This window comes from Streptomyces sp. NPDC059477 (assembly GCF_042749375.1).
In the GTDB taxonomy this organism is placed as follows: domain Bacteria; phylum Actinomycetota; class Actinomycetes; order Streptomycetales; family Streptomycetaceae; genus Streptomyces.
The window spans coordinates 12,495-37,275 of the sequence record NZ_JBHYUG010000067.1 but is presented as its reverse complement, the minus strand read 5'-3'; the positions used below and the strand labels follow the sequence as shown (position 1 = coordinate 37,275).

The following is a 24,781-nucleotide window of genomic DNA, read 5'->3' as shown; positions in this document are numbered from 1 at the left end:
AACGGCCTCATCGGAGATCATCCGAGGGGGCCGTTTCTGTGTCTTCCGCGCCAACCGGTGCGCCAACAGCAATGATCAGTCCGCCGACGCTGTGGTCTCAGGCTCAAAGTACTCATGCGCCGAAACCGCAGGGCCCGCCGCGACCGCCGCCTGGTAGCACTCCTCCGCTAGACGAGCGAACTGACGCGCACGGCGATTGGTGCCTGCCTGCTCGTGCCGAATCCATCCGACGCGAGCCTGCTCCCAGTGCACGCGCGCAGGCTGCCCCCGGAAGTGCTCCAGCAAGATCCCCCGCACCTGCTCCTCTGTAGTACGTCCCTGTATGTAGGAGCTTGACCACCTTGTGAAGATCAAGTTGGTGAAGGCTCGACGCTTCCACTCCTCCGAGGTGATCCGATCCCTGGCGGGTTCCCAACAGGCCTGCAACACCGGGTCACTCAGCGAGAAGAGCACCAGTTCCCTGTGGGCGGCCCGCACGGCTTCCTCTTGGGCGACTCGGGTCTGCCGAGCCTGATAGACCAGTGACACCGCGACACCAGCCAACGCAAGAGCGGACGCACCTACCGATACCACTCCATATGTCTGACTGATGTCACTCAGCTCGGACCAATCGGTTCGTTCCGGCGCCACCACCCGAAGCACGAAGGGAGTGCCGAGCAGGGCCGCGAGCAGCGCGAGCAACAGGGCGGCACAGCCGAGAATCTTGACGCGCCTGCCGGCTCGTCCGTGCGTGCTCGGGATAGCCATCCCGCCCCCCGTATCGCGTGACGTCGCAAGTCGTGGGAGCCATGGTTACAGAAGGCGATCAATCGACAACAGGGTCCCGGTCCGGCCTCGGGACCTGATTCGAGGTCAGAAGAGGGCACCCTCAAGGTGCCGGAGTGCCCTCCGCTGTTCGTCCGGAGGCGCCTGCGGGGATGATCGACGCCGTGGTCCTGGAAACCGTCTCCGTCGTGGCGCTGGTGGTCGTGCTGGTGGGTGCCGTCGTGCGGCCCTTTCGGTGGCCCGAGGCGGTGGTGGCGGTGCCGGTGGCCGGGGTGGTGGTCGGCAGTGGGGCGATCTCGGTCGATGCCGTGCGGGAGGAGGTCGCGCGGCTCGGGCCCGTCGTGGGGTTTCTGGCGGCCGTGCTGGTGCTGGCGAAGCTCTGTGACGACGAGGGGCTCTTCCACGCCTGCGGGACCTGGATGGCTCGGTGGGCGCGGCGGCGGCCCCGGCGGCTGCTCGGGGCGGTGTTCGGGCTGGCTTCGGTCATCACGGCCGCGCTCAGTCTGGACGCCACCGTCGTACTGCTCACGCCCGTCGTGTTCGCCACCGCCGCGCGGATGGGGGCCCGGCCCAAGCCGCATGTGTACGCCAGTGCGCATCTGTCCAACACGGCGTCCCTGCTGCTGCCGGTCTCCAATCTGACCAATCTGCTCGCCTTCGCCGCCACCGGGCTGTCGTTCACGCGTTTCGCGGTGCTGATGTTTCTGCCGTGGGTGGCGGCCATCGCCGTCGAGTACGTCGTTTTCCGTGGGTTCTTCCGGCAGGATCTGGAGGCCGTCGCCGAGCCGGTCCGAGGTGAGGAGCCCGTGGAGGTTCCGCTCTTCGCGCTGGTCACCGTCGGTGCCACCCTCGGCGGGTTCGCCGTCGCCTCCGGTGCCGGGATCGATCCCGCGTGGGCCGCGGCGGCCGGCGCGGGTGTGATGGCCGTCCGCGCGCTGGTCCGGCGGCACACCACCCCGCTCGCCGTGCTGCGCGCCGCCGATCCGCTGTTCCTGGCGTTCGTGCTGGCCCTCGGGATCGTCGTCCGGGCGGTCGTCGACAACGGGCTCGGCGACGCGCTCGACGGACTGCTGCCCGACGGCACCGGACCGGCCGCCCTGCTCGGCACCGCCGCCGTCGCCGCGCTGCTCGCCAACCTGATCAACAATCTGCCCGCGGTGCTCGCCCTGGTCCCGCTGGCCGCCCCCGCCGGGCCCGGCGCGGTCCTCGCCGTGCTCCTCGGGGTCAATATCGGGCCGAACCTCACCTACGCCGGGTCGCTCGCCACCCTGCTGTGGCGGCGGATCGCCCATCGGCACGATCACGAGGTGGCGTTGCGGGAGTTCACGCTGCTCGGGCTGCTCACCGTGCCCGCCGCGCTGCTCGCGGCCGTCCTCGCGCTGTGGGTCGCGCTGCTGACCGTCGGTCCGTGACACGCGGAAGGTCCAGGTCAATAAGCGATAGCCAGTGTTTTCCGTGAGGTGAGATCCTGGGACGCGTATGTCTACGCACCCTGCCCCCGCCCTCGGCGCTCTCGCCCCCCGTCTGACCGACCTGTCGCTGCGTGATGCGCACCGGCTCGGACGGCGGCTCGAAGGCGCCCGCAAGATCCGTAAGCCGGAGGCGCGGGCCGCCGTGCTCGCCGAGATCGAGGCGGAGGTCGAGAAGGCGGCAGGCCGGATGGCCGAGCGTCGCTCCCGGGTGCCGGCCGTCACCTACCCCGAGCAGCTGCCGGTCAGCCAGAAGAAGGACGTGATCGCCGACGCCATCCGCGACCACCAGGTCGTGATCGTCGCCGGTGAGACCGGGTCCGGGAAGACCACGCAGATCCCCAAGATCTGTATGGAGCTGGGGCGCGGGGTGCGCGGCATGATCGGGCACACCCAGCCGCGCCGGATCGCCGCCCGGACCGTCGCCGAGCGGGTCGCCGAGGAGCTGGACACCCCCCTCGGCGAGGCCGTCGGCTGGAAGGTGCGGTTCACGGACCAGGTGAACCCCGAGGCCACGTTCGTCAAGCTGATGACCGACGGCATCCTGCTCGCCGAGATCCAGACCGACCGCGAGCTGCGCGCCTACGACACGATCATCATCGACGAGGCCCACGAGCGGTCCCTCAACATCGACTTCCTGCTCGGATATCTGGCGCAGCTGCTGCCCAAGCGGCCGGACCTCAAGGTCGTCATCACCTCGGCCACCATCGACCCCGAGCGGTTCTCCCGGCACTTCGGCGAGGCCCCGATCATCGAGGTCAGCGGCCGTACGTACCCGGTGGAGGTGCGCTATCGCCCGCTGCTGGAAGAGGATTCCGACGACGCCGACCGCGATCAGATCACCGCGATCATCGACGCCGTCGAGGAGCTCCAGGGCGAGGGGAAGGGCGACATCCTCGTCTTTCTCTCCGGTGAGCGGGAGATCCGGGACACGGCCGACGCGCTGACCAAGAAGGCGTTCCGGTTCACCGAGGTCCTGCCGCTGTACGCGCGGCTGTCGCACGCCGAGCAGCACCGGGTCTTCCAGCCGCACACCGGCCGCAGGATCGTGCTGGCCACCAATGTCGCCGAGACCTCACTGACCGTCCCGGGCATCAAGTACGTCATCGACCCCGGCTTCGCCCGGATCTCCCGCTACAGCCATCGCACCAAGGTCCAGCGGCTGCCCATCGAGGCGATCTCGCAGGCCAGCGCCAATCAGCGCAAGGGCCGCTGCGGCCGTACGTCGGACGGCATCTGCATCCGCCTCTACGACGAGGACGACTTCCTCGCCCGCCCGGAGTTCACGGACGCCGAGATCCTCCGGACGAACCTCGCCTCCGTCATCCTCCAGATGACCGCGGCCGGCCTCGGCGACATCGAGAAGTTCCCCTTCATCGACCCGCCGGACCACCGCAACATCCGCGACGGCGTGCAGCTCCTCCAGGAGCTGGGCGCGATCGACGCCGCGGAGAAGGACTCACGGAAACGGCTCACCGACACCGGGCGCAAGCTGGCCCAGCTGCCCGTGGACCCGCGGCTCGCGCGGATGGTCCTGGAGGCGGACCGCAACGGCTGTGCCCGCGAGGTCATGGTCATAGCCGCCGCGCTGTCCATCCAGGACCCGCGCGAGCGCCCCGCCGAGAAACAGACCCAGGCCGACCAGCAGCACGCCCGCTTCCGGGACGAGACCAGCGACTTCCTCGCCTATCTCAATCTCTGGCGGTACCTCCGGGAGCAGCAGAAGGAGCGCGGCTCGTCCTCCTTCCGGCGGATGTGCAAGCAGGAGTATCTGAACTTCCTGCGGATCCGCGAGTGGCAGGACATCTACACCCAGCTGCGGACCGTCGCCAAGCAGATGGGCATCCACCTCAACGAGGACGACGCCCCCGGCGACCGCATCCATGTCTCCCTCCTCGCCGGACTTCTCTCCCACATCGGGATGAAGGACGTGAAGGAGTCCAAGGACGCGAAGGAGACGAAGGGGGCCAAGGACACCGGCCGCCGGGAGCGCGGCGAGTACCTCGGCGCCCGGGGCGCCAAGTTCGCGATCTTCCCCGGCTCGGCGCTCTTCAAGAAGCCGCCGCGGTTCGTGATGTCCGCGGAGCTGGTGGAGACCTCCCGGCTCTGGGCCCGCGTCAACGCGAAGATCGAGCCCGAGTGGGTCGAGCCGCTCGCCGAGCACCTCCTCAAGCGCACCTACAGCGAACCGCACTGGGAGAAGGACCAGGCCGCGGTGATGGCGTACGAGAAGGTCACGCTGTACGGCGTCCCGATCGTCGCCCAGCGCAAGGTGAACTACGGCCGGATCGACCCCGAGACCTCCCGCGAGCTGTTCATCCGCAACGCGCTGGTCGAGGGCGACTGGCGCACCCACCACAAGTTCTACGCCGACAACCGCAAGCTCCTCACCGAGGTGGAGGAGCTGGAGCACCGGGCCCGGCGCCGGGACATCCTGGTCGACGACGAGACGCTGTTCGACTTCTACGACCAGCGGGTGCCCGACCATGTGGTGTCCGGCGCGCACTTCGACTCCTGGTGGAAGCACCAGCGGCACGAGCAGCCCGACTTCCTCGACTTCGCGCGCGAGATGCTCGTCCGGGAGTCGGCACAGGCGGTCACCAAGGCCGACTATCCGGACAACTGGCGTCAGGGCCAGCTGACGTTCCGGGTGACGTACCAGTTCGAGCCGGGCGCGGACGCCGACGGGGTCACCGTCCATGTCCCGCTCCACGTCCTCAACCAGGTCACGGACGAGGGCTTCGACTGGCAGATCCCGGGCCTGCGGGCGGAGGTCGTCACGGAGCTGATCCGCTCCCTGCCCAAGCCGATCCGCCGCAACTACGTCCCCGCCCCGGACTTCGCCCGGCGTTTCCTGGACCGGGCGGTGCCCTTGCAGGAGCCGCTGACCCTCACCCTGGCCCGCGAGCTGAAGCGAATGGTCGGCGTCCCCTTCGACGCCGAGGACTTCGACTGGGCGAAGGTGCCGGACCACCTCCGCATCACCTTCCGGATCGTGGACGAGCGGCGCCGCAACCTGGCCGAGGACAAGGACCTGGAGGCGCTGCGGCTCCGGCTGAAGCCCAAGGCCCGCCAGGCGCTCTCCCAGGCCGCCGCGGCCACCGCGTCCCGCCAGGGCGGCGAGTCCCTGGAGCGCACGGGCCTGACCGACTGGACGATCGGCACGCTCACCCGCGTCTTCGAGACCCGCCGGGCCGGCCAGCCGGTGAAGGCGTACCCGGCGCTGGTGGACGACGGCGACACCGTCTCCGTACGCCTCTTCGACACCGAGGCCGAGCAGGCCGAGGCCATGTGGCGGGGCACCCGGCGGCTGATCCTGCGCAACATCCCGGTCAACCCGGCGAAGTTCGCCTCCGAGAAGCTGACCAACCCGCAGAAGCTCGCCCTGTCGGCGAACCCGCACGGCTCGATCCAGGCCCTGTTCGACGACTGCGCCACGGCGGCGGCGGACCGGCTGATCGCCGACTTCGGCGGCCCGGCGTGGGACGAGGAGTCGTACCGCAAGCTGTACGACAAGGTGCGCGCCGAGATCGTGGACACCACGGTCCGTACGGTCGCCCAGGTGCAGCAGGTGCTGGCCGCCTGGCAGGCCGCTGAGCGCCGTCTGAAGGGCGTACGCAGCGCCGTGCTGGTGGCGAACCTGGCGGACGTCAGGGCGCAGCTGGACGGCCTTGTGCGGCCGGGGTTCGTGACGGCGACGGGGCTCGGGCGGCTGCCGCATCTGGTGCGCTATCTGATCGCGGTGGACCGCCGGCTCCAGCAGATGGCGACGAACGCCCAGCGGGACACGGCCCGGATGCAGAAGGTCCACGAGATGCAGGACGAGTACGCCTGGCTGCTGGAGCAGCTGCCCCAGGGGCGGCCGGTGCCGTCCAGCGTCCGGGAGATCCGCTGGATGATCGAGGAGCTGCGCGTCAGCTATTTCGCGCACGCGCTGGGCACGGCGTACCCCGTCTCCGACAAGCGGATCGTGAAGGCGATCGACGCCGCCGCTGGGTAACGGCGGCGGTACGCTGGGTGAGTTCGACCAGTGGGCTCACCCTCCTGTACAGTCCTTCTCGCAGCGCAACGCACCGGAAAGCGCCGCAAAACCTGGTCCTGTGGAGCAGCTTGGAGTGCTCGCCACCCTGTCAAGGTGGAGGCCGCGGGTTCAAATCCCGTCAGGACCGCAGAAGAAGAACCACAGCAGAAGAGAAGACGCGGCAAGGGCCCGCACCCGTCGAGGGTGGCGGGCCTTTTTCATGCCCGTCTGCGGCACCGATACCGACGCCTCTTCCCGACGGCTGTCCTGACAGCCGTCTTGACGCCCGCGACCTGGATGGGTACCCAGGAGAGCAAGGGCCGTTCCACCCGGGCCCCTCGGTGGAACGTGGAGGTAGCGTATGGCGGCATCGGCCAGGCACGAGACGCGGGCGTTGCTCCGCGCGCATCTGTCGGCCGCGTCGTCCTACCGCCATCTGACGCGGCACTGCCCCATCTGCCACCGGCTGCTGCGCCTCGCGATGGACGGCACGCCCCCGGCACCGGCCACCCTGGTGGCCGACAGCGACGGCGACCGCACACAGGACGAGAGTTCACCGGCATGACGACCACCGGCCGGCGCCACTCCGGCTCCCGCGCACAGCGCCGGAACACGCGCATCCACTAGCGCAGATACGCCAGTGGCAACAAGTACCCTGGCATGTGACGGTAGTCACCGCGAGAGTTTCCAAAACCATGGGGCTTACCGCACCCCTACAACTAGTCAATTTAATATGTGCAATTGCACCCCCCTTGTGAGGGGTGCCACGGCTGTTTCGACAGCCCTCCCCAGACTCCCACAAGGCCGCGCACAGGCTGCCCCGCACCCCGGCCGTCAGGGCACAAAAAAGATCGCGCTGGACCCGGCGGAGTCCAGCGCGATCGACGACGCACCCTGTTGATGTTCAGTTGCTGTGCAGTGCTTGGGCGTGGGTTCTGTTGGGGCAGTTCCCGCGTCGCTTGGAGCTAGGGTTTCGGGCGTTCCGGCGGGTTGGGGGACCTACCGATCTGCCCGGTATTGAGTTGTTCAGGCTTCGCTGCGCTGCTGAGGGATGCCCGCGAGCAGTGCGCGGACTTCGGCCTCGCGGTAGCGGCGGTGCCCGCCGAGCGTGCGGATGGACGTGAGCTTTCCGGCCTTCGCCCACCGCGTGACCGTCTTCGGGTCGACACGGAACATCGTGGCGACCTCAGCCGGGGTCAGCAGCGGCTCGGCATCAGGGGTGCGAGCGGTCATGAGCGGCCTCCTCGGGAGAACCGATCGTTCTCGGTTCTTTCCTCTAAATTCTGCACCTTGACCCGCGTTGCCCGAAATGGCGGACGCGAGTCGAGTCGGTTATAGGACGAACGGCTTGTCCTCGGCACTACAACTACACCATCCGTCCAGCCGCGTCGGCCAAACCGATGGAATTGCCCTCCCAGGTGTTCATCAGCGACGGAAGCCGATGGACCATGCCATAGCGGACAGTCACGCCACCGTGACGATCAGTCACAGGGCGATCAGGAGTCACGAGACCCCCCAAAGCATGCAATGCTCAGAAAGAGCCCTCCCCGGGCTCCTTGTCCTATTTTGGCATGAGGAGGGGTACGGGAGGCAAGAGCCGCGTAAGTGCGGTCTGTCACGCTTGACACAAAAGCCCGGATCGGGACCTACGTCCCGTCAACTCCCGGACACGCGGTCGACCGTACGCGGTATCCCACCTCAAAAACGTGTGACTTGCCTCACATATTCTGGGCCGTCAGTTCGCCGAGCGCAGATCGCGCACCGCGCGCCAGCGCTCCACCAGCCGCCCGTACGCCTGTGCCGCCGCCTCACCGTCGCCCTTGCGCAGCGCCTCGATGCCCTCGGCCACATCCGCCGCCGAGTGATCGTCCTCCAGCTCGCCGGCCGGCAGGGCGTGCACCAGACCGCCGTAGTCCAGCTCGACCAGCGAGCGCGGATGGAACTCCTCCAGCCAGCGCCCGACCTCCACCACACCCTCGACCAGCGGACCCTCGTCCACCGTGTCCCGCAGGGTGCGCAGCGCGCGGGCCACCCGGCGCCGGGCCTGCACCATCGGGGTGCGGTAGCGCAGCACCGGCGCCTCACCGGTCCCGTCGGCCGCCGCCTTCGCGTACTCCCGCTCGTCGTCGGCGACCAGCACGAACCAGTTCAGCGGCACCTGCCAGGTCGCCGTGCGGATCCACGGCCGGGCGTCCGGGTGGCCGGCCAGCCAGCGCTCGTAGTCCCTGGCCGCCTGGTCGCGCACCAGCGGCGGCAGCACCGCGTCCAGCACCGGCGCCGGGAACTCCTCCGCCAGGTCGCCCAGCGCCTGCCAGCCGCGCAGCCGGGTGCGCCACGGGCAGACATGGACCACGCCGTCCGCCTCCAGCACAAAGGCGTCCGGGCTCTCGTGCACCGGCACCGCGATCGGCGGGGTGGGCAGCAAGTCCGCCAGCGAGCGACGCAGTTCGTCCTGGTACGAGGGACGGTCGGAGCGCCGGGCATAGCGCGCCCAGTGGCCGCGCTCCCGCTCCGGGAAGGCCGCCAGCGGCTCGTACACCCGCAGGTACGCCGCGTACGGGACGATCACCGAGGACACCTTGGGCACGCCTGCTCCCTCCCCCGCGGTCTGCCGGGGAAAACTGCGGGACCCGCACCCAGACGTGCGGGAAAACTATCCAGATCGTCGCACGGACGTACCCCAGGAGGAGGTGATCCAGAGCACTGCGCGGCCGGCGGGCCGACGGGGATCCGGGGTCTGCCGTCCGGATTCGGGCCGACCGCGGGCCGCGGTGCGGTTCGTCCGGCCCCGGGCCCCACGATGCCGGGATGATCCACACGACAGGCCCTAGTCTCGTCCCGTACGGCCCACCGGCCGTGCCACCCGCCGCTACTTGCTTCAGGAGTCACCACCGTGACCGATGTGACCGGCGCACCCGCTGATGTCCTGCACGCCCTGTTCCACTCGGACCAGGGAGGCCATGAGCAGGTCGTGCTCTGCCAGGACCGTGCCAGCGGCCTCAAGGCCGTGATCGCCCTCCACTCCACCGCCCTCGGTCCCGCCCTGGGCGGGACGCGCTTCTACCCCTACGCCACCGAGGCGGAGGCCGTCGCCGACGCGCTCAACCTCGCCCGCGGAATGTCCTACAAGAACGCCATGGCCGGGCTCGACCACGGCGGCGGCAAGGCCGTGATCATCGGAGACCCCGAGAAGATCAGGACCGAACAGCTGCTGCTCGCCTACGGTCGCTTCGTGGCCTCCCTCGGCGGCCGGTACGTCACCGCCTGCGATGTCGGTACGTACGTGGCCGACATGGACGTCGTCGCCCGGGAGTGCCGCTGGACGACCGGCCGTTCGCCCGAGAACGGCGGCGCCGGCGACTCCTCCGTGCTCACCGCCTTCGGCGTCTACCAGGGCATGCGGGCCAGCGCCCAGCACCTGTGGGGCGACCCCGCGCTGCGCGGCCGGCGGGTCGGTGTCGCGGGCGTCGGCAAGGTCGGCCACCGCCTGGTGGAGCACCTGGTCGCGGAGGGCGCCGAGATCTTCGTGACCGATGTGCGCGAGGACGCCGTACGGCGGATCACCGAGCGCCACCCGCGGGTGCGGGCCGTGGCCGGCACCGAGGAGCTGATCCGGGTCGAGGATCTCGCGATCTACGCCCCCTGCGCGCTGGGCGGGGCCCTGAGCGACACGTCCGTGCCGGTGCTGACCGCCGAGGTGGTGTGCGGCGCGGCCAACAACCAGCTCGCCCACCCGGGCGTCGAGAAGGACCTCGCCGACCGCGGGATCCTCTACGCGCCCGACTACGTGGTGAACGCGGGCGGGGTCATCCAGGTCGCCGACGAACTGCACGGCTTCGACTTCGAGCGGTGCCGGGCGAAGGCCGCGAAGATCTACGACACCACGCTCGCGATCTTCGCACGTGCGAAGGAGGACGGTGTTCCGCCGGCCGCCGCGGCCGACCGGATCGCCGAGCAGCGGATGCACGAGGCCGCCGCGGCCCGCCGCTGACGCGGGCGGTTCACAGCGGTCTCGAAGGTTTGCGCGGTACCCGCCGGCGGGCTGTTGGAGAGAACTCTCACTCCGACCGGCGGGTCGTCCGCCGATAAGTGGTTAAAATCGCCACTGACCAGCGAGGACAGGGCTCCTCGACGGTTGTGTGCACACGCCCTTCCTGCGGGCGACGTACCGTATGGGCGTGGGCTCAGGTACCGTGGAAGCCCTACGGACCGGTCTCTCTGCGGAGAGCCCGTTCCGGATCATGAACGCGTGTCAAGACTCTGGGGCCGTCGAGCCCCGTCGTTGAGGGGGTCGAGCCATGGGGCGCGGCCGGGCCAAGGCCAAGCAGACGAAGGTCGCCCGCCAGCTGAAGTACAACAGCGGTGGGACGGATCTCTCACGCCTGGCTGAGGAGCTGGGCGCATCGACAGCGAATCCACCGCCGCCGAGCAGCGGCGGCGAGCAATTCGAGGACGATGAGCACGGCGAAGACTTGTATTCACGCTATGCCGACCTCTATGAGGACGACGACGAGGAGGACGGGGACAGCCAGTCCTCGCAACACCGTCGCGGCGCGTGATGCCAGCAGCGGCTTAGCCGTTTCATCCCGGTCCGGGTTCAACACCGGACCGGGATTTGTGCTGCCTTCGGGGCCTGCGCGTCGTTGTCGGCGCAGGCACGCCCCCGTCGGTCCCTGGCTCAGCTCCCGGTCGGTTTCTGGTCGGTCCTAGTCGGTGTGGTCGCCCACCAGCTTCGCGCCGGTGGTCTCCTCGCCGCGCTCGGTGATCTCGCCGGCCAGCCATGCCTCGACGCCGCGGTCCGCCAGTGTGGACAGGGCCACGTCCACCGAGTCCTGGGGCACGATCGCGATCATGCCGACGCCCATGTTCAGGGTCTTCTCCAGCTCCAGGCGCTCGACGGAGCCCGTGCGGGCGACCAGGTCGAAGATCGGGGCCGGGGTCCAGGTGGAGCGGTCGACGCGGGCGTGCAGGGCGTCCGGGACGACCCGGGCGAGGTTCGCCGCGAGTCCGCCGCCGGTCACATGGGAGAAGGCGTGGACGTCCGTGGTGCGGGTCAGCGCCAGGCAGTCCAGGGAGTAGATCTTGGTGGGCTCCAGCAGCTCCGCGCCGAGGGTGCGGCCGAGGTCGGCGATCTCGGCGTCCAGGGCGAGCCCGGCCCGCTCCAGCAGCACATGGCGGACCAGGGAGTATCCATTGGAGTGAAGACCGGAGGACGCCATGGCGATCACCGCGTCACCCGTACGGATGCGATCCGGGCCGAGCAGCCGGTCGGCCTCCACGACGCCCGTACCGGCGCCCGCCACATCGAAGTCGTCCGCGCCCAGCAGGCCCGGGTGTTCGGCGGTCTCGCCGCCGATCAGGGCGCAGCCGGCCAGCACACAGCCCTCGGCGATGCCCTTGACGATGGCGGCGACCCGCTCGGGGTGGACCTTGCCGACGCAGATGTAGTCGGTCATGAACAGCGGCTCGGCGCCGCACACCACGATGTCGTCCATGACCATGGCGACCAGGTCGTGGCCGATGGTGTCGTACACGCCGAGCTGCCGTGCGATGTCGACCTTGGTGCCCACGCCGTCGGTGGCGGAGGCCAGCAGGGGGCGCTCGTAGCGCTTGAGGGCGGAGGCGTCGAAGAGGCCGGCGAAGCCGCCGAGGCCGCCGAGGACCTCGGGGCGCCGCGTCTTCTTCACCCACTCCTTCATCAGCTCCACCGCGCGGTCGCCCGCCTCGATGTCGACGCCGGCGGCGGCGTAGGAAGCACCGGCGAAGGCGCCCGTCGCCGGCGGCGAGGGGTCGGACACAGAAGACATTGCCTGGGAATCTTTCGGGTTGGTTGCTACGGGGCTTACGGGCGACGGATCGCGTCGGCCGCGGCCGTGGCTGCCGGACCGGCGGCCAGCTCGGTCTCCAGCAGCTGCTTGCCGAGCAGCTCCGGGTCCGGAAGCTCCATCGGGTACTCGCCGTCGAAGCAGGCGCGGCACAGGTTCGGCTTGGCGATGGTGGTCGCCTCGATCATGCCGTCGATGGAGATGTAGGAGAGGGAGTCGGCGCCGAGCGAGGTGCCGATCTCGTCGACCGTCATGCCGTTGGCGATCAGTTCGGCGCGGGTGGCGAAGTCGATGCCGAAGAAGCAGGGCCACTTCACGGGCGGCGACGAGATCCGGATGTGGACCTCGGCCGCGCCGGCCTCGCGCAGCATGCGCACCAGGGCCCGCTGGGTGTTGCCGCGCACGATGGAGTCGTCCACGACGACCAGGCGCTTGCCCTTGATGACGTCCTTCAGCGGGTTCAGCTTGAGGCGGATACCGAGCTGGCGGATGGTCTGGGAGGGCTGGATGAACGTACGGCCGACGTAGGCGTTCTTCACCAGGCCGTTGCCGAAGGGGATGCCGGACGCCTCGGCGTAGCCGATCGCGGCGGGGGTGCCGGACTCCGGGGTCGCTATGACGAGGTCGGCCTCGGCCGGGGCTTCCTTCGCCAGCCGGCGGCCCATCTCGACGCGGCTCGCGTAGACGTTCCGCCCGGCGATGTCGGTGTCGGGGCGGGCCAGATACACATACTCGAAGACACAGCCCTTGGGCTTCGCTTCTGCGAAGCGGGAGCTGCGCAGGCCGTTCTGGTCGACGGCGATGAACTCGCCCGGCTCTATCTCGCGGACGAAGCTGGCGCCGCAGATGTCGAGGGCGGCGGACTCGGAGGCGACGACCCAGCCGCGCTCCAGGCGGCCGAGGACCAGCGGACGGATGCCCTGCGGGTCGCGAGCCGCGTAGAGGGTGTGCTCGTCCATGAAGACGAGGCTGAAGGCGCCCTTGACCTGTGGGAGGACCGAGTGGGCGGCCTCCTCGATGGTGAGCGGCCGGCCGTCGGTGTCCGCCTGGGCGGCGAGCAGCGCGGTCAGCAGATCGGTGTCGTTGGTGGCCGCGACGCGCGGGACCCGGCCGCCCTGCTGCTTGGGCAGGTCGGCGACCATCTCGGCGAGCTGGGCGGTATTGACCAGGTTGCCGTTGTGCCCGAGGGCGATGGACCCGTGGGCGGTGGCGCGGAACGTCGGCTGGGCGTTCTCCCAGACGGAGGCGCCGGTGGTCGAGTAGCGGGCGTGACCGACCGCGATATGACCCTGGAGGGAACCGAGCGAGGTCTCGTCGAAGACCTGGGAGACCAGGCCCATGTCCTTGAAGACGAGGATCTGTGAGCCGTTGCTGACCGCGATTCCCGCGGATTCCTGGCCTCGATGCTGGAGGGCGTAGAGCCCGAAGTAAGTGAGCTTGGCGACCTCTTCGCCCGGAGCCCAGACACCGAAGACGCCGCAAGCGTCCTGGGGGCCTTTCTCACCGGGGAGCAGATCATGACTGAGTCGACCGTCACCACGTGGCACGGCACCGAGTGTAGGCGAGATCGACCACTGGTCCGAATTGGGGAACGGGAAATTCCTTCGCCGCGCAAACGATCATTGATTCGCGACGGCCGTCACCGTCGTGCCGTTCTCGCTGGTCAGCGTGAGAGTGCGATGGTCGAGGCGGTAATCGGCCGTGGCATCGAAGAGGCGCAGCAGCGCCTTCTCGGTGTCCATGAGTGAGGCGTCGCACATCATTCGGGTCGTCGAGGGCGTGCCGAGAGTGATAACGCCGTCGCCGACCGTCGCCTGCGCGTTCACCTGGTTGCAGCCCAGGTTTCCGCTGACGGCTCCCGTCTTCCGGTCGAAGGTGAGGTGGGGTGCGGCCGGACCGGGCAGCGAGCTGGTGGTGGAGTCGGCGCCGGTGGCACCGAGTGCCGTTACGTTCCATTTCGTGCCGTACAGCTCCGCGGGCCGTTCCTCGGTGAGGCGGACCGTGTCCCCGGCGTCAGTGGTGAGGGTGAGGCGGTCGGCGGTGACCTCGGTGGTGAGGGCGCCCGCGGCGAGGGTGTCCGCGAGGGTCCGCTCGAAGGCCATCGGCTCGTCGGCGCAGGCCATCTCGGTCATGGTGGCGTCGCCGAGGCGCACCCGGTCGCCGTCGAATTCGGCCTGGGCGGTGAAGTGGTTGCATCCGTAGTTGCCCTGGGCCCGGCCGCCGGGGTCGATGGTGACGTGGGCGCCGGACGGGGCGTCGTGGGTGGTGCCGTCGACGGTGACGCTCTCGACGTTCCAGTGCACCCCGGTCACGGGCGGGGGTGCGCCCACCGAGGCGGAGCCGCTGCGGTCGGTGCCGCAGGCGGCGGCGAGCGGGAGGAGGGCGACCGCCGTCAGGGTCAGCCGCCGGGTCTTCCCGGACGGGTCCAGCTGCCTTTTCCGGTACATGCCCGTTCGACGGGAGGGGCGGGGGAATCGTTCCGTCCGCTGCTGGGGCGCCGCCCTCAGCGCATCAGGGGCAGCAGCGCGGAGAGGTCCGCCCGCTCGCCGCTCGCGCTCACCTTGGCGTCCGCGAGCGCGTCCGGCCAGGTCAGCCTCCCGGTGGCGAGGCGGATCCAGGTCAGCGGGTCGGTCTCCACGACGTTCGGCGGCGTGCCCCGGGTGTGCCGGGGCCCTTCGACGCACTGCACCACGGCGAACGGCGGGATCCGCACCTCGGTCGCGCCGCCCGGGGCCTTCGCGGCGAGGGTGTCGGCCAGCACCCGGGTACAGATGGCCAGGGCCTGCCGGTCGTACGGGATCGCCAGCTCCGGCACGGCGGCGTTCAGGTCGTCGGTGTGGACGACCAGCTCGATCACGCGGGTCACCAGGAAATCGGTGAGGGTCATCGCGGCGGGCCGCAGGTCGACGATCCGCGTCTGCGGGTGGGCGACCTCGGCGAGACGGGCGGCCAGGTCGTCCCCGGTGGTGGCGTACAGGGCGGTCAGGTCGGGGTGGGCGGCGGCCAGGCGCCGGGTGCCGTCGGCGACGGACTCGGCGAACAGGACGGTGGCCGCCGGGTAGTCGAGCAGCGCGATGTCCGCTTTGGCCGGTGCCTCGCGGGCCAGGGCACGGCCGGTGGCGGCGACCGTCAGGGCGAGGTGCGCGGCCAGCTCGCGCACGGTCCAGTCGCCGAGACGGGTGGGGCGCGCGAGCCGCTCGTCGTCCAGCTCCCGCACGGCGTCGCGGACCTGCCCGAACTGGGCGAGCACGGCCGTGCGGGTCTTGGCGGGGTCGTAGGCGCGGGGGCGCTTGGTGGCCGGGGGCATGGGGAGAGCCTATGCGGGGGTGACGCGGGAGGGACGTACGGTCATTTCGGCACCGGGGCGGGCTGTTCCCGGGGGGCCTGGAACGTCTCCCGGTTGCGCGGTACGCCGATCCCCCGCCAGTGGAACGGGATACCGCGGGCGGCCACTGGATCCGGTCCGTCCATCAGCTGGAAATGCAGATGCGGTTCGGTGGAGTTGCCGGAGTTCCCGCAGCGGGCGAGAAGCTGCCCGGCCCGCACCCGGTCGCCCTCGCGGACCGTGACCGAGCCCCGCTTCATATGGGCGTACAGGGCGTAGTGGCCGTCGCCGAGGTCGAGTACGAGGTGGTTGCCGAGGATGCGGTGGGCGCCGGCCAGTTCCCGCACGGTCGCCTCGATGATCATCAGGTAGACCAGCGCGGGCAGCGAGTTGCGGCTGAGGTGGTCGCGCTGGCCGTCGCTCACGCGGACGACGGTGGCGTCGGCGACGGAGACCAGCGGGGCGCCGAAGGCGGGGAAGTCGGTGTTGCGGCGGGTCATGGGCCACAGGAGGCGGAACTGGGGGCGGGCGGGGGCGTCGGTGCCTGAGTCGGACTCGGAGTCGGACTCGGGGTCGGCCTCGGGGCCGGACTCGGGCTCTGGCTCGGCGACGATGTCGATGGCGTAGGTCTGGGCGTAGGAGTGGACGCCGTGGCTCGGGGTGCGGTCGGCCGGGCTGTTCAGGGCGGACCAGCGGCCGGTGACGGGCGGGCCGACCTCCACCGGCTCGCGGGCGAGACGTGCACTGTCCGGGGCGCCGCCCCAGCGATTGCCGACGATGACGACGACGTACGCCAGGACCAGCGGGGACAGGGTCAGCCACCAGGGGTCGAACAGGTCGAAGGTGACATCGGCGATCACCAGGGCGAGGAACGCGAGCAGCAGCCAGCGGAAGGCGGTCATGGCGAGTTTGCGGGCGGTCATCGGGTCCCCCTCGGGTCTCCTGGAGCTGCGGTCGTGGTCACGGGCGGGCCAGCGTCAGCGCCACCAGCAGGGGTACGACCCTGGCCGGCGGTACCTCGTGGCGGCCCCGGCCGCTGGTGTGGAGCCAGCCGGCGGAGGTGAGCTGGCGCAGGTGGTGGTAGATCTGGCCGGTGGTGCCGACGCCGTCCAGCTCGGCGAGTTCGGCGGCGGTGCGTCGGCCGCCGAGGATCTCGCGCAGCAGCCGGAGCCGGACGGGGTGACCGAGGGCGGCGAAGGCGTCGGCGGTCTCCGTCCAGTCACCCTCCATCAGCCCCGAGGTCAGCTGGCCGTACTGCCACTCGCAGTACTCACCGCCGGGCAGCCGGACCGCGCCGGTGTACAGCACGCCCCCGTCGGCCGCTCCCAGCTCGGCGAGCTGGCCCTTGAGCCCTTCCAGCGCCCAGAAGTCGCCCTCGCCGAAGCGGGATCCGGTGGGGGCGGCGGCCTCCAGGGCGGTGAGCCGGTGTTCGAGGTCGGTGACGCGCTGTTCCAGGGTCGGGTCGTCGTTCACGGGGTTTGAGATTACGGAAGTACGTAATCTCGTGCAAGTGTGTCTCTAGTCCTGAGGGCGGCTGAAGGAGTCGGACTCCGGGAAGGCGAGGTCCGTGCAGTCGCGGCGGTCGGTGATCTCGGTGACGTAGGCGCGGAAGAGGTCTTCCGCGTCGGCGGCCACCACCCGGTCGTAGCCGTGTCCGATGGTCATGGTGTGGAGCTGGGGGGTGCCGTCGCACTGGGAGGAGGCCCACCAGACCGTGTTGCCAGGGGTGCGTCCGGCTGTGCCGGGGCGGGCGGGGATGTCGTCGCCGGAGCCACCCGCCGCCGACACGTTCTTGGCCCGCTCACCACGGTAGGTGTGCAGGGTGACGAACCACTGGCCGGGCAGATCCGGGGAACTGATCAGATCGCGTTCCTCCCGGAGGGCGCGGTAGGTGGCCTGGGCCTCGCCCCTGCTCACGACGAGTGCGCAGGCTTCGTCGCTCAGGGTGTCGTCCACCCGTCCCTCCAGCACCTCGTCCGGGAAGCCGACCCGGGCGGCGAGGCCGGACTCGCGGTACCAGGCGCAGGTGCCCTCGGCCCGCCCGACCGGGACCGGGCCCTCGGGCAGGGCGGGAAGGTCGGCGGGCGGATCGGGCAGCCGTTCGGCGCAGCCGAGGCGCTCGGCGAGGTTGTTGGCGGTGATGACGGCGATCTCGGCGAGGACATCGCGGTCGTCGTCACCGGGCTGGCCCCAATCCGTGAAGATCGACGGCGGCTCCAGGCCCGCCCACGCCCACAGGGCCTTCACCGGCTCGCCCGCCACTTCCCCTCCGGTGCAGGGCGTCTCCACCCCCACGCCCTGGTCGTCCAGGGAGCCGGTGATGCCGCCGCCGAGCGGCTGGGCAGGATAGGTGCGCGAGTCGAACTGATCCACCGGAGGCAGCATCTGATCGTCGGTGACGAGCGGGGCTTCCATCGGATGGACCCCGACCGCGCCGATGAAGAACCACCGGCCCCCCGCCTCCTCGCTGAACAGATCGCACTGCTCGGCGCCCTCGGGGAGACCGTCCAGCTCGATGGTCCCGGCATCCCCCCGCCGATGGATGATCTCCCCACCCGCCCGGTCCAGCGCCAGCACCCGCCCCGCCGGGACCAGCCCCCCGCACCCGGCGTCGATCTGCCACCGGCTGTGCAGGTTCTGCCAGATCTCCCGGCCGCTGAAGCCGATCCCGGCGACGGCCACCAGGCAGAGCAGAACATTGGCGGACTTGCGTATTCCGTCCGGGAGTTGCACGGACGTTCCCCCTCCGAGCGTCGACACGACAACCCGGCGAAATTAGCAGGACCCCGCTTCAGCAAACCGCACACGAACAAGCCGTGGGGGGGGGGGCGCCCCCCCCGGCCCGGTGAGCGGCCCGGTGGGCAAGGCGGTCGGGCTGTCAGCCGTGGCGGTGGACCCACCAGGGATCCATGGCGGTGGACCCGCCGGGAACCCGTGCCGCTGTCGGCCCGACGCGATACGTCAGGTGTCGGCCCGACGCGGATACGTCAGGCAATTGTTTTCCACCTGCCGGGTGGGTCCCGGGCCGTGAAGGCGGTGATCCGTACCCATCAGGAGAATCGGCCGGATTCCGGGGCGGGGCGGCGCAGGGCGCTGCCGCCGAGCCGGGGGGTGAAGGCCGCGTGGAAGATCGTGGAGGCCGCGCCGACGGCCGCCGCCTCCGGGCCCAGGACCGACGCCTCGACATCGACGTGCCGCAGCCGCCGGGCCGTCGGAAAGGCGTTCACCATCTCCTCGATCTGGGCGAGATAGAGCGGTGCGGCAGCGTCGGTGAAGAACGGACCGCCGAGCACGACCAGATCGATGTCCAGCAGATCGACCAGACCGACCGTGCCCTGACCGATCGCCCGCGCCAGATCGCGCACGGCCGCACCCGCCGCCGGGTCCCCGGCCTCGGCCGCCTCGGTGATGGCCCGGTAGGCGGCGGCGCTGCCCGGCCGTTCGCTGCCCGCGCCGCAGCCGTGCCGCGCGGCCAGCTGCGACAGACCGACCGGCGGATTGCACTCGGGCAGGATCTCCGGCCGCCCGTCCGGTTCGGTACGGCCCAGCGCCACCGCGCACAGCTGCCCGAACTCGCCCGCGTTGGCGCTGATGCCCCGGTAGAGATCGCCGTTGAGATACAGACCGGAACCCACGCCCGTACCGAGATAGAGGTAGACGAAGTCACGCGAGCGCCGGTCGCGCCCGATCCAGCGCTCGCCCGCCGCCGCGGCTGCCGCGTCCTTCTCCATGATGAGCGGGCACTGGAAATGATCTTTGAGCAGATACAGCAACGGCAGATCGGTCCACACCGACATCAGCGGCGGATCGAGCACCGTGCCCGACGCGATGTCCACGGGACCCGGCACGGCCACCCCGATCCCGAGGAAACCGTCCTCGCGCACCGACCCGCGCGCATCGGCCAGCACCTCGCCGCCGAGCTGCACCACCTGCTTGACCAGCACCTCCGGATCGGCCGTCGGCCGCACCGGCTGCGAGCGCACGGCCACCGGGGCGCCGTCCAGGTCGATGACGACGGCGGTGAACACCTCCGGGTCGATATGGATGCCGACCGCGTGCGCGGCATCACCGCGCAGCCGCACCGGCGTACGCGGTTTGCCGGAGGTCGCGCGCAGCTGGGCGTCCTCGACCAGGATCCCGCGGGCCAGCAGCGAGCGGGAGATCCGGGAGACGGACTGCTGGGTCAGGCCGGTGCGATGGGCGATCTCACCGCGTGTGATGGTGCCGGCCAGCCGGACCGCCTCGATCACCACGCACTCGTTGAAGGACCCCAGATCGATGTGGTTGGCGCCGCCCGCCGTCTCGCGCCGCAGCGCCGCCTCCGGCTCCTCGCCCGAGGGCGCGTGACTGGCGATGCTCTCGCGCAGCCACTGGAGCGGCTCACCCGGGGACTCCTGCGCGTACCGGCCGATCGCCCCCGCCAGATCCAGATACACCCGGCGCGACGACTCCGGATGCCGGGTGCTGTCCAGCGCGACCAGCGCCCGCAGATAGCTGCGCCAGTGCGTGGCGGCGGGAATGCGGTGGAAGGTCACCTCCGCCGGGCCGGGCGGCGCGTCGGCGCCCGGCGCCGTCCACAGCGTGAGGGCGTGCAGCGCCACATGCGGATGCCGCCGGTGCGCCTTGGCCAGGAACGCGGCCAGCGCCCCGCCGTCCCCGGACGCCGGCTGCTGGTCCCGTACGACGGTCAGCGCGTCGCACGCCCGGTCCAGTTCCGTCAGCACATCCGCGCCGACACTGCTCTCCGGCGGGGCGCCCCCCGGGTCGGGCCGGGTCCCGGTGAGAAGCACGGTGTGCTCGGCGTCGGCGTGCAGCCCCAGCACCCACACATCGGGGCCGGGCAGCGGCGGTTCGGCGGGCGGTCCGGCCGCCCAGCGCCGCCGGATGCCCGCCACCGTGGCGTGCGACAGGCCCAGTTCCCGCGCGATGGCCCGGGACGCGGCCCGGCTTCCGGCGCCGAGCAGTGTCCGGGTGATGACCTCGGCGTCGTCGACCGTCGCCGGGCGCCCGGGCCGCGCCTGCCCCCGCAGCCCTTCCAGACCCTGGTCCGCCCACCGATGCCGCCAGGTCCCGACCGTCTGCCGCGACACCCCGAGCCGCCGCGCGATCACGGAGTCCCGCAGCCCCTCACCCGCGAGCAACGCGATCCGCGCCCGCAACGCGAGCGGCCCGTCCTGAGCGGCCCATTGCCGAAGGGTGGCCGTGACATCCGACCCGGCGGACCCGCCCGACGGCCGGGCGCGGTCGGCGGAGCCACGACGGGGCCCGGCCGGTGCGGCACGGTCGAACGCGGGACGCAGGGTGGTCGGCGCGGCCCGGTCCGAGGAGGGGTTGCCGGTCGTGGCCGGTGCCGTGCGGTCGTAGGAAGCGGGCGCGGCGGATGCAGGCGGGCCCGCGTCAGGGGGAACGGGCCTCCCCGCCGGAGACGTCCAGCCCCCCGGCGCGGGACCACCGACGGCCGACCCACCACCGACGGCCGACCCACCGCCACCGGGCGCCGCCCGCTCGGCTGCCGAACCCCCACCGCCGCCCGCCGGCCGCCCGCCTGCCGAAGCCTCGCTGCCCAGCGCCGTCCGTCCGGCCGCCGAAGTTCCACCACCGGCCGCCGGATGCCCGTCTGCCGAAGCCTGGCCGCCGGCCACCGGACGCCCGGCCGCCAGAGCCCCACGGTCGGGCAACGGCCACCCGGCCGCCAGAGCCCCCTCACCCCCAACCGCTGCCCCCCCGCCGTCACCCGGCGCCACACTCCCGCCCCTCGCCAAGCTCCCGCCCCTCGCCGAGACCCCACTTCCCGCCGAGGCCCCACCTCCCGCCACGGACCCACCCACTGGCACGGTCCCGCCTCCCGCCACGGCTCCACCTCCCGGCCCGTCTCCGTTCCCTCGCCGATCCTCGCTCATGGACGGCGTCCTGCCGTCGGGCGAGATGCGCTCAGTCATCGGCGTCCCGCTGTGCGGGGGAGAAGCGCAGGGTCAGGATCTGGAAGGGGCGGAGGGTCAGCAGCACCTCGCCGTCCGTGTGGTGGTGCTCGGTCAGGGGGTCCTCCAAGAGGTCGGTCTCCTGTACCTGGGCGACGGGGAAGTGGGCGGTGAGTGTGGTGCGGGCCTGGCCGCCACGGGACTCGTAGAGCCGGACGACGACATCGCCGGAGCGGTCGTCGGCGAGCTTGACCGCCTCCACCACCACGTCCGGACTGCTCACCGAGACCAGCGGGCGCGCCGCCTCGCCCGTCACGTGCGCGGCCGGGCGCAGCGGCAGACTGAGCGCGTACCCCTCGGCGATCGCCCCGCCCACATCGGCGCCGGGGCGCAGCGAGTAGCGGAAGCGGTGGGCGCCGCGGTCGGCGTAGGGGTCGGGACTGTGCGGGGCACGCAGCAGCGACAGCCGTACGGTCGTCGTGGTGCCGCCGTCCGCGCGGGTGTGACGGCCGACGTCATGGCCGTAGGTCGAGTCGGTGGCGAGGGCGACGCCCCAGTTGTGCTCGCCGACATGGATCCAGCGGTGCGCCCAGATCTCGAAGCGGGCGGCGTCCCAGCTGGTGTTCTCGTGCGTGGGGCGCTCGATGTGGCCGTACTGGATCTCGGCGCGGGCGTGCTCGGCGTGCACGTTCAGGGGCCAGGCGGCCTTGAGGATCATGTCCCGTTCACGCCAGTCGATATCGTTGTCAACGACCAGCGCACGGCTGCCGGCGGTGAGCGTCAGATCCTGGACGATCGTCGAACGGCCGGTGGAGCGGGTGACCCGCACGGTCGCCAGCAGCGGCCCGTGGTCGCGGAGTTCGACCGACACCGCCTCGGTGAGATCGCGTCGCGTGGAGCGGTAGGACGCGTCGAGGTTCCAGGCGCTCCAGCGCACCGGGTCGTCGGGGTGCAGCTGGAGCAGATTGCCCGCCGCGCCCGGCGCGATGGCGTCCCGCCCGGTGGCCAGGTCCACGGCGGACCGGACCAGCCCGTCGGCGTCGATCCGCACGCGCAGCAGACCGTTGTCCAGGACGAGCCCGTCCGCCTCGGCCTCCATGACCGTCACCTGCGCGGTGTCGGCGTCGGGGTCGGCCGTCCCCGCCGGCCCGCGTCCCAGCGCCGGGGCCTGGGCCCGTACCGCCCAGCGGCCGTCGGCGAGCCGCTGCGCGTCGGCGCCCGCGGGCACCCCGTCGATGGTCACGACCTCACGGCGCGCGAACGGCGCCGCGTTCAGCACGGACACCCGGTCGCCGTCCTGACAGGAACCGGCCGCCCGTTCGATCACCCGCTCCAGACGCCGGTGGATCCGGGCGTAGGTGTGCTCGGCCTCCTTGTGCACCCAGGCGATGGAGGAGCCGGGCAGGATGTCGTGGAACTGGTGGAGCAGCACCTGCTTCCACAGCTCGGTCAGCTCGTCGTACGGATACGCGGCGCCCTCCCGCACGGCGGCCGTCGCCGCCCACAGCTCGGCCTCCCGCAGCAGCGCCTCGCTGCGCCGGTTGCCCCGCTTGGTGCGGGCCTGGCTGGTGTACGTGCCGCGGTGGGTCTCCAGATACAGCTCGCCGCGCCACACCGGAGCGTCCGGGTACTCGGCGCGCGCCTGCTGGAAGAAGGCCGACGGATGCTGGATCTCGACCTTGGGCGAGCCCTCCAGATCGGCGAGGCGCCGGGCCTTCTCCAGCATGGAGGCGGTGGGGCCGCCGCCTCCGTCGCCGTGCCCGAAGGGCACCAGGGAGCGGGAGCCGCCGCCCTTGTCGGCGTAGTTGGCGACGGCGTGGGCGAGTTCGGCGCCGGTCAGTTCGGCGTTGTAGGAGTCGACCGGCGGGAAGTGGGTGAAGATCCGGGTGCCGTCGATGCCCTCCCACCAGAAGGTGTGGTGCGGCAGCCGGTTCGTCTCGTTCCAGGACAGCTTCTGGGTCAGGAACCACTGGGCCCCGGCGAGCGCGGCCAGCTGCGGATAGGCGGCCGTGTAGCCGAAGGAGTCCGGCAGCCACACGCCGTCGCTCTCCACGCCGAACTCGTCGCGGAAGAACCGGCGGCCGTGGACGAGCTGGCGGGCCAGTGCCTCACCACCGGGGAGGTTGCCGTCGGCCTCCACCCACATGCCGCCCACCGGCGCCCAGTTGCCCGCCGCGACCGCCTTGCGGACCCGGTCGTAGACCTCGGGCTGCTGCTCCTTCAGCCAGGCGTACTGCTGGGCGGAGGAGCAGGCGAAGACCAGCTCCGGGTACTCCTCCGCGAGCGTGGCCATGTTGGAGAACGTCCGCGCGCACTTGCGGACCGTCTCGCGGATCGGCCACAGCCACGCGGAGTCGATGTGGGCGTGCCCGACGGCGACGGTGGTGTGCGCGGAGTCGTGCGCGCGGCGGGCCAGCACCGGGGCGAGGACCTCGCGGGCGCGGTACGCGGTGCCCGCCACGTCGTACGGGTCGACCGCGTCGGCGGCCTGCTCCAGGGCCCTGCGGATCAGATGCCGGCGAGGCAGCGCATCGGGCAGCGCCCGCATCAGCTCCTCCAGCACCTCCATGTCGTGGATCAGATGCCAGACGTCGTCCTCGCGGACCACGAGGTCGGCGGTGCCCAGCCGGTAGAGCGGCGCGCCGCCCGCGGTCAGCGGGTCGCCGTAGTGGGTGCCGATACCCGCGCTGGCGACGATCGACGGATTGGCGGCGGCCTCCACCAGCAACCGCACCGGCTCGCTCCCACCGGCCGAACGGGTCAGCAGCAGCGAGCGGTTGTACGGGTGCAGGCCCTGGAGGGGCTTGCCGTTCTCGTCGTGGACGAAACCTTCCGCCTGACCGCCGGGGCCACGGGTGAGATCGAAACCGAGGTCGAACAGCGCCTCCACCCGGCGCCCCGCCCAGCGCTCCGGGATCTCGCCGCTGAACCGGAACCAGGTGGTGGACCAGGGGGCTCCCCACTCACCGCCGACGGTGAACGGCTGATATTCGGCCCGGAGCGCCACCTGGGCGGCGACCGGCTCGCCCGGGACGGTCCAGGCCGTGATGTCCATGGGTACCCGGTGGCGATACAACGCGGGCCGCAGCCGCTCATTGAGGAACTTGAGCGTTCTTTCCTCGCCGGCCTGCTGGTGAGCATGCATGGAGGGACCTTCCTGTCCAGCTCGTGCCGGTCATGTAAAACCACGTGTGTTACTAAGTCAAGGCCCTGCCTGCATACCGGGTTTGGCACTTGAGGAATTCCGCAGGTAGACGGTCAGGGGAATTAATTTACGTAGGCCGCTCTTTCTGGCAGGGAATTGCCTGACATTCCGGATGGCATACGACCGCCGCCGCCCCCGGGCGGGAACCGGGGCGGCGGGGGGTCCGGGGGGGGGGGCGGTGCCCGCGCTGGGGGAAATTAACCCCCCGACGCGCGGTGGGGGGCGCTGGGGCATAGGGGCGCGGGGCGCGGCC

17 protein-coding genes and 1 tRNA gene are annotated in these 24,781 nt (G+C 71.1%); 6 read left to right on the top strand and 12 right to left on the bottom strand.

The window, feature by feature from the left end:
- Positions 1-75: 75 nt before the first annotated feature.
- A complete protein-coding gene (locus tag ACFXAZ_RS27925) occupies positions 76-747 on the bottom strand; it encodes a DUF6082 family protein (protein ID WP_384596817.1) in 672 nt (223 codons plus the stop codon).
- A gap of 170 nt (positions 748-917) precedes the next feature.
- Here ACFXAZ_RS27925 and ACFXAZ_RS27920 point away from each other — a divergent pair, with 170 nt between their 5' ends.
- The 4 genes from ACFXAZ_RS27920 to ACFXAZ_RS27905 all read left to right on the top strand — a co-directional run bounded on the left by ACFXAZ_RS27920 (position 918) and on the right by ACFXAZ_RS27905 (position 6,820).
- Positions 918-2,177, top strand: coding sequence for an SLC13 family permease (locus ACFXAZ_RS27920; protein WP_384596815.1), 1,260 nt, complete (start codon positions 918-920; stop codon positions 2,175-2,177).
- Positions 2,178-2,244: 67 nt separating this feature from the next.
- Positions 2,245-6,234, top strand: coding sequence for an ATP-dependent RNA helicase HrpA (gene hrpA / locus ACFXAZ_RS27915; RefSeq protein ID WP_384596813.1), 3,990 nt, complete (start codon positions 2,245-2,247; stop codon positions 6,232-6,234).
- 94 nt (positions 6,235-6,328) lie between these two features.
- Positions 6,329-6,403, top strand: a tRNA-Asp gene (locus ACFXAZ_RS27910).
- A gap of 213 nt (positions 6,404-6,616) precedes the next feature.
- Positions 6,617-6,820, top strand: coding sequence for a DUF6274 family protein (locus tag ACFXAZ_RS27905; protein WP_384596811.1), 204 nt, complete (start codon positions 6,617-6,619; stop codon positions 6,818-6,820).
- Between the two features lie 461 nt (positions 6,821-7,281).
- Here ACFXAZ_RS27905 and bldC read toward each other — a convergent pair whose 3' ends face one another.
- A complete protein-coding gene (bldC, locus tag ACFXAZ_RS27900; protein ID WP_003949541.1) occupies positions 7,282-7,488 on the bottom strand; it encodes a developmental transcriptional regulator BldC in 207 nt (68 codons plus the stop codon).
- 502 nt (positions 7,489-7,990) lie between these two features.
- Positions 7,991-8,842: a hypothetical protein gene (locus tag ACFXAZ_RS27895; RefSeq protein WP_384596809.1), complete on the bottom strand. Its 852-nt coding sequence runs from the start codon at positions 8,840-8,842 to the stop codon at positions 7,991-7,993.
- Positions 8,843-9,148: 306 nt separating this feature from the next.
- Here ACFXAZ_RS27895 and ACFXAZ_RS27890 point away from each other — a divergent pair, with 306 nt between their 5' ends.
- Positions 9,149-10,246, top strand: a complete 1,098-nt coding sequence (locus tag ACFXAZ_RS27890; RefSeq protein ID WP_384596807.1) for a Leu/Phe/Val dehydrogenase — start codon at positions 9,149-9,151, stop codon at positions 10,244-10,246.
- Positions 10,247-10,553: 307 nt separating this feature from the next.
- Entirely contained in the window at positions 10,554-10,814 is a 261-nt protein-coding gene (locus tag ACFXAZ_RS27885; RefSeq protein ID WP_384596805.1) for a DUF3073 domain-containing protein, read from the top strand.
- Between the two features lie 147 nt (positions 10,815-10,961).
- On the opposite strand, the gene purM is transcribed toward ACFXAZ_RS27885, so the two are convergent.
- From purM to ACFXAZ_RS27840, 9 genes are all read right to left on the bottom strand, one after another.
- Entirely contained in the window at positions 10,962-12,062 is a 1,101-nt protein-coding gene (gene purM / locus ACFXAZ_RS27880; protein WP_384596803.1) for a phosphoribosylformylglycinamidine cyclo-ligase, read from the bottom strand.
- 35 nt (positions 12,063-12,097) lie between these two features.
- Positions 12,098-13,627 carry an amidophosphoribosyltransferase gene (purF, locus tag ACFXAZ_RS27875; protein ID WP_384596801.1) on the bottom strand — a complete coding sequence of 510 codons (1,530 nt, stop codon included), beginning with the start codon at positions 13,625-13,627 and terminating at the stop codon, positions 12,098-12,100.
- Between the two features lie 72 nt (positions 13,628-13,699).
- Positions 13,700-14,527, bottom strand: a complete 828-nt coding sequence (locus ACFXAZ_RS27870; RefSeq protein WP_384596799.1) for an META domain-containing protein — start codon at positions 14,525-14,527, stop codon at positions 13,700-13,702.
- A gap of 56 nt (positions 14,528-14,583) precedes the next feature.
- Positions 14,584-15,387, bottom strand: a complete 804-nt coding sequence (locus ACFXAZ_RS27865) for a sterol carrier family protein (protein ID WP_384596797.1) — start codon at positions 15,385-15,387, stop codon at positions 14,584-14,586.
- 41 nt (positions 15,388-15,428) lie between these two features.
- The gene (locus ACFXAZ_RS27860) at positions 15,429-16,328 is read right to left on the bottom strand and encodes a M23 family metallopeptidase (protein WP_384596795.1); all 900 of its coding nucleotides are present in this window, start codon (positions 16,326-16,328) and stop codon (positions 15,429-15,431) included.
- A 37-nt stretch (positions 16,329-16,365) separates the two neighbouring features.
- A complete protein-coding gene (locus ACFXAZ_RS27855; protein WP_384596793.1) occupies positions 16,366-16,878 on the bottom strand; it encodes an ArsR/SmtB family transcription factor in 513 nt (170 codons plus the stop codon).
- A gap of 45 nt (positions 16,879-16,923) precedes the next feature.
- Positions 16,924-18,138 (bottom strand): hypothetical protein, encoded by a 1,215-nt coding sequence (locus ACFXAZ_RS27850; RefSeq protein WP_384596791.1) that lies wholly within the window; start codon positions 18,136-18,138, stop codon positions 16,924-16,926.
- A 317-nt stretch (positions 18,139-18,455) separates the two neighbouring features.
- Entirely contained in the window at positions 18,456-20,564 is a 2,109-nt protein-coding gene (locus tag ACFXAZ_RS27845) for an ROK family protein (RefSeq protein ID WP_384596789.1), read from the bottom strand.
- 772 nt (positions 20,565-21,336) lie between these two features.
- Positions 21,337-24,468: an alpha-mannosidase gene (locus tag ACFXAZ_RS27840; protein ID WP_384596787.1), complete on the bottom strand. Its 3,132-nt coding sequence runs from the start codon at positions 24,466-24,468 to the stop codon at positions 21,337-21,339.
- Positions 24,469-24,781: the final 313 nt, after the last annotated feature.

Bases quoted from the DNA above. Each gene is read 5' to 3' on its own strand.
- ACFXAZ_RS27925 (WP_384596817.1), bottom strand. From the start codon at position 747: ATGGCTATCCCGAGCACGCACGGACGAGCCGGCAGGCGCGTCAAGATT.
- ACFXAZ_RS27920 (WP_384596815.1), top strand. From the start codon at position 918: ATGATCGACGCCGTGGTCCTGGAAACCGTCTCCGTCGTGGCGCTGGTG.
- hrpA (WP_384596813.1), top strand. From the start codon at position 2,245: ATGTCTACGCACCCTGCCCCCGCCCTCGGCGCTCTCGCCCCCCGTCTG.
- ACFXAZ_RS27905 (WP_384596811.1), top strand. From the start codon at position 6,617: ATGGCGGCATCGGCCAGGCACGAGACGCGGGCGTTGCTCCGCGCGCAT.
- bldC (WP_003949541.1), bottom strand. From the start codon at position 7,488: ATGACCGCTCGCACCCCTGATGCCGAGCCGCTGCTGACCCCGGCTGAG.
- ACFXAZ_RS27885 (WP_384596805.1), top strand. From the start codon at position 10,554: ATGGGGCGCGGCCGGGCCAAGGCCAAGCAGACGAAGGTCGCCCGCCAG.
- purM (WP_384596803.1), bottom strand. From the start codon at position 12,062: ATGTCTTCTGTGTCCGACCCCTCGCCGCCGGCGACGGGCGCCTTCGCC.
- ACFXAZ_RS27870 (WP_384596799.1), bottom strand. From the start codon at position 14,527: ATGTACCGGAAAAGGCAGCTGGACCCGTCCGGGAAGACCCGGCGGCTG.
- ACFXAZ_RS27865 (WP_384596797.1), bottom strand. From the start codon at position 15,387: ATGCCCCCGGCCACCAAGCGCCCCCGCGCCTACGACCCCGCCAAGACC.
- ACFXAZ_RS27860 (WP_384596795.1), bottom strand. From the start codon at position 16,328: ATGACCGCCCGCAAACTCGCCATGACCGCCTTCCGCTGGCTGCTGCTC.
- ACFXAZ_RS27840 (WP_384596787.1), bottom strand. From the start codon at position 24,468: ATGCATGCTCACCAGCAGGCCGGCGAGGAAAGAACGCTCAAGTTCCTC.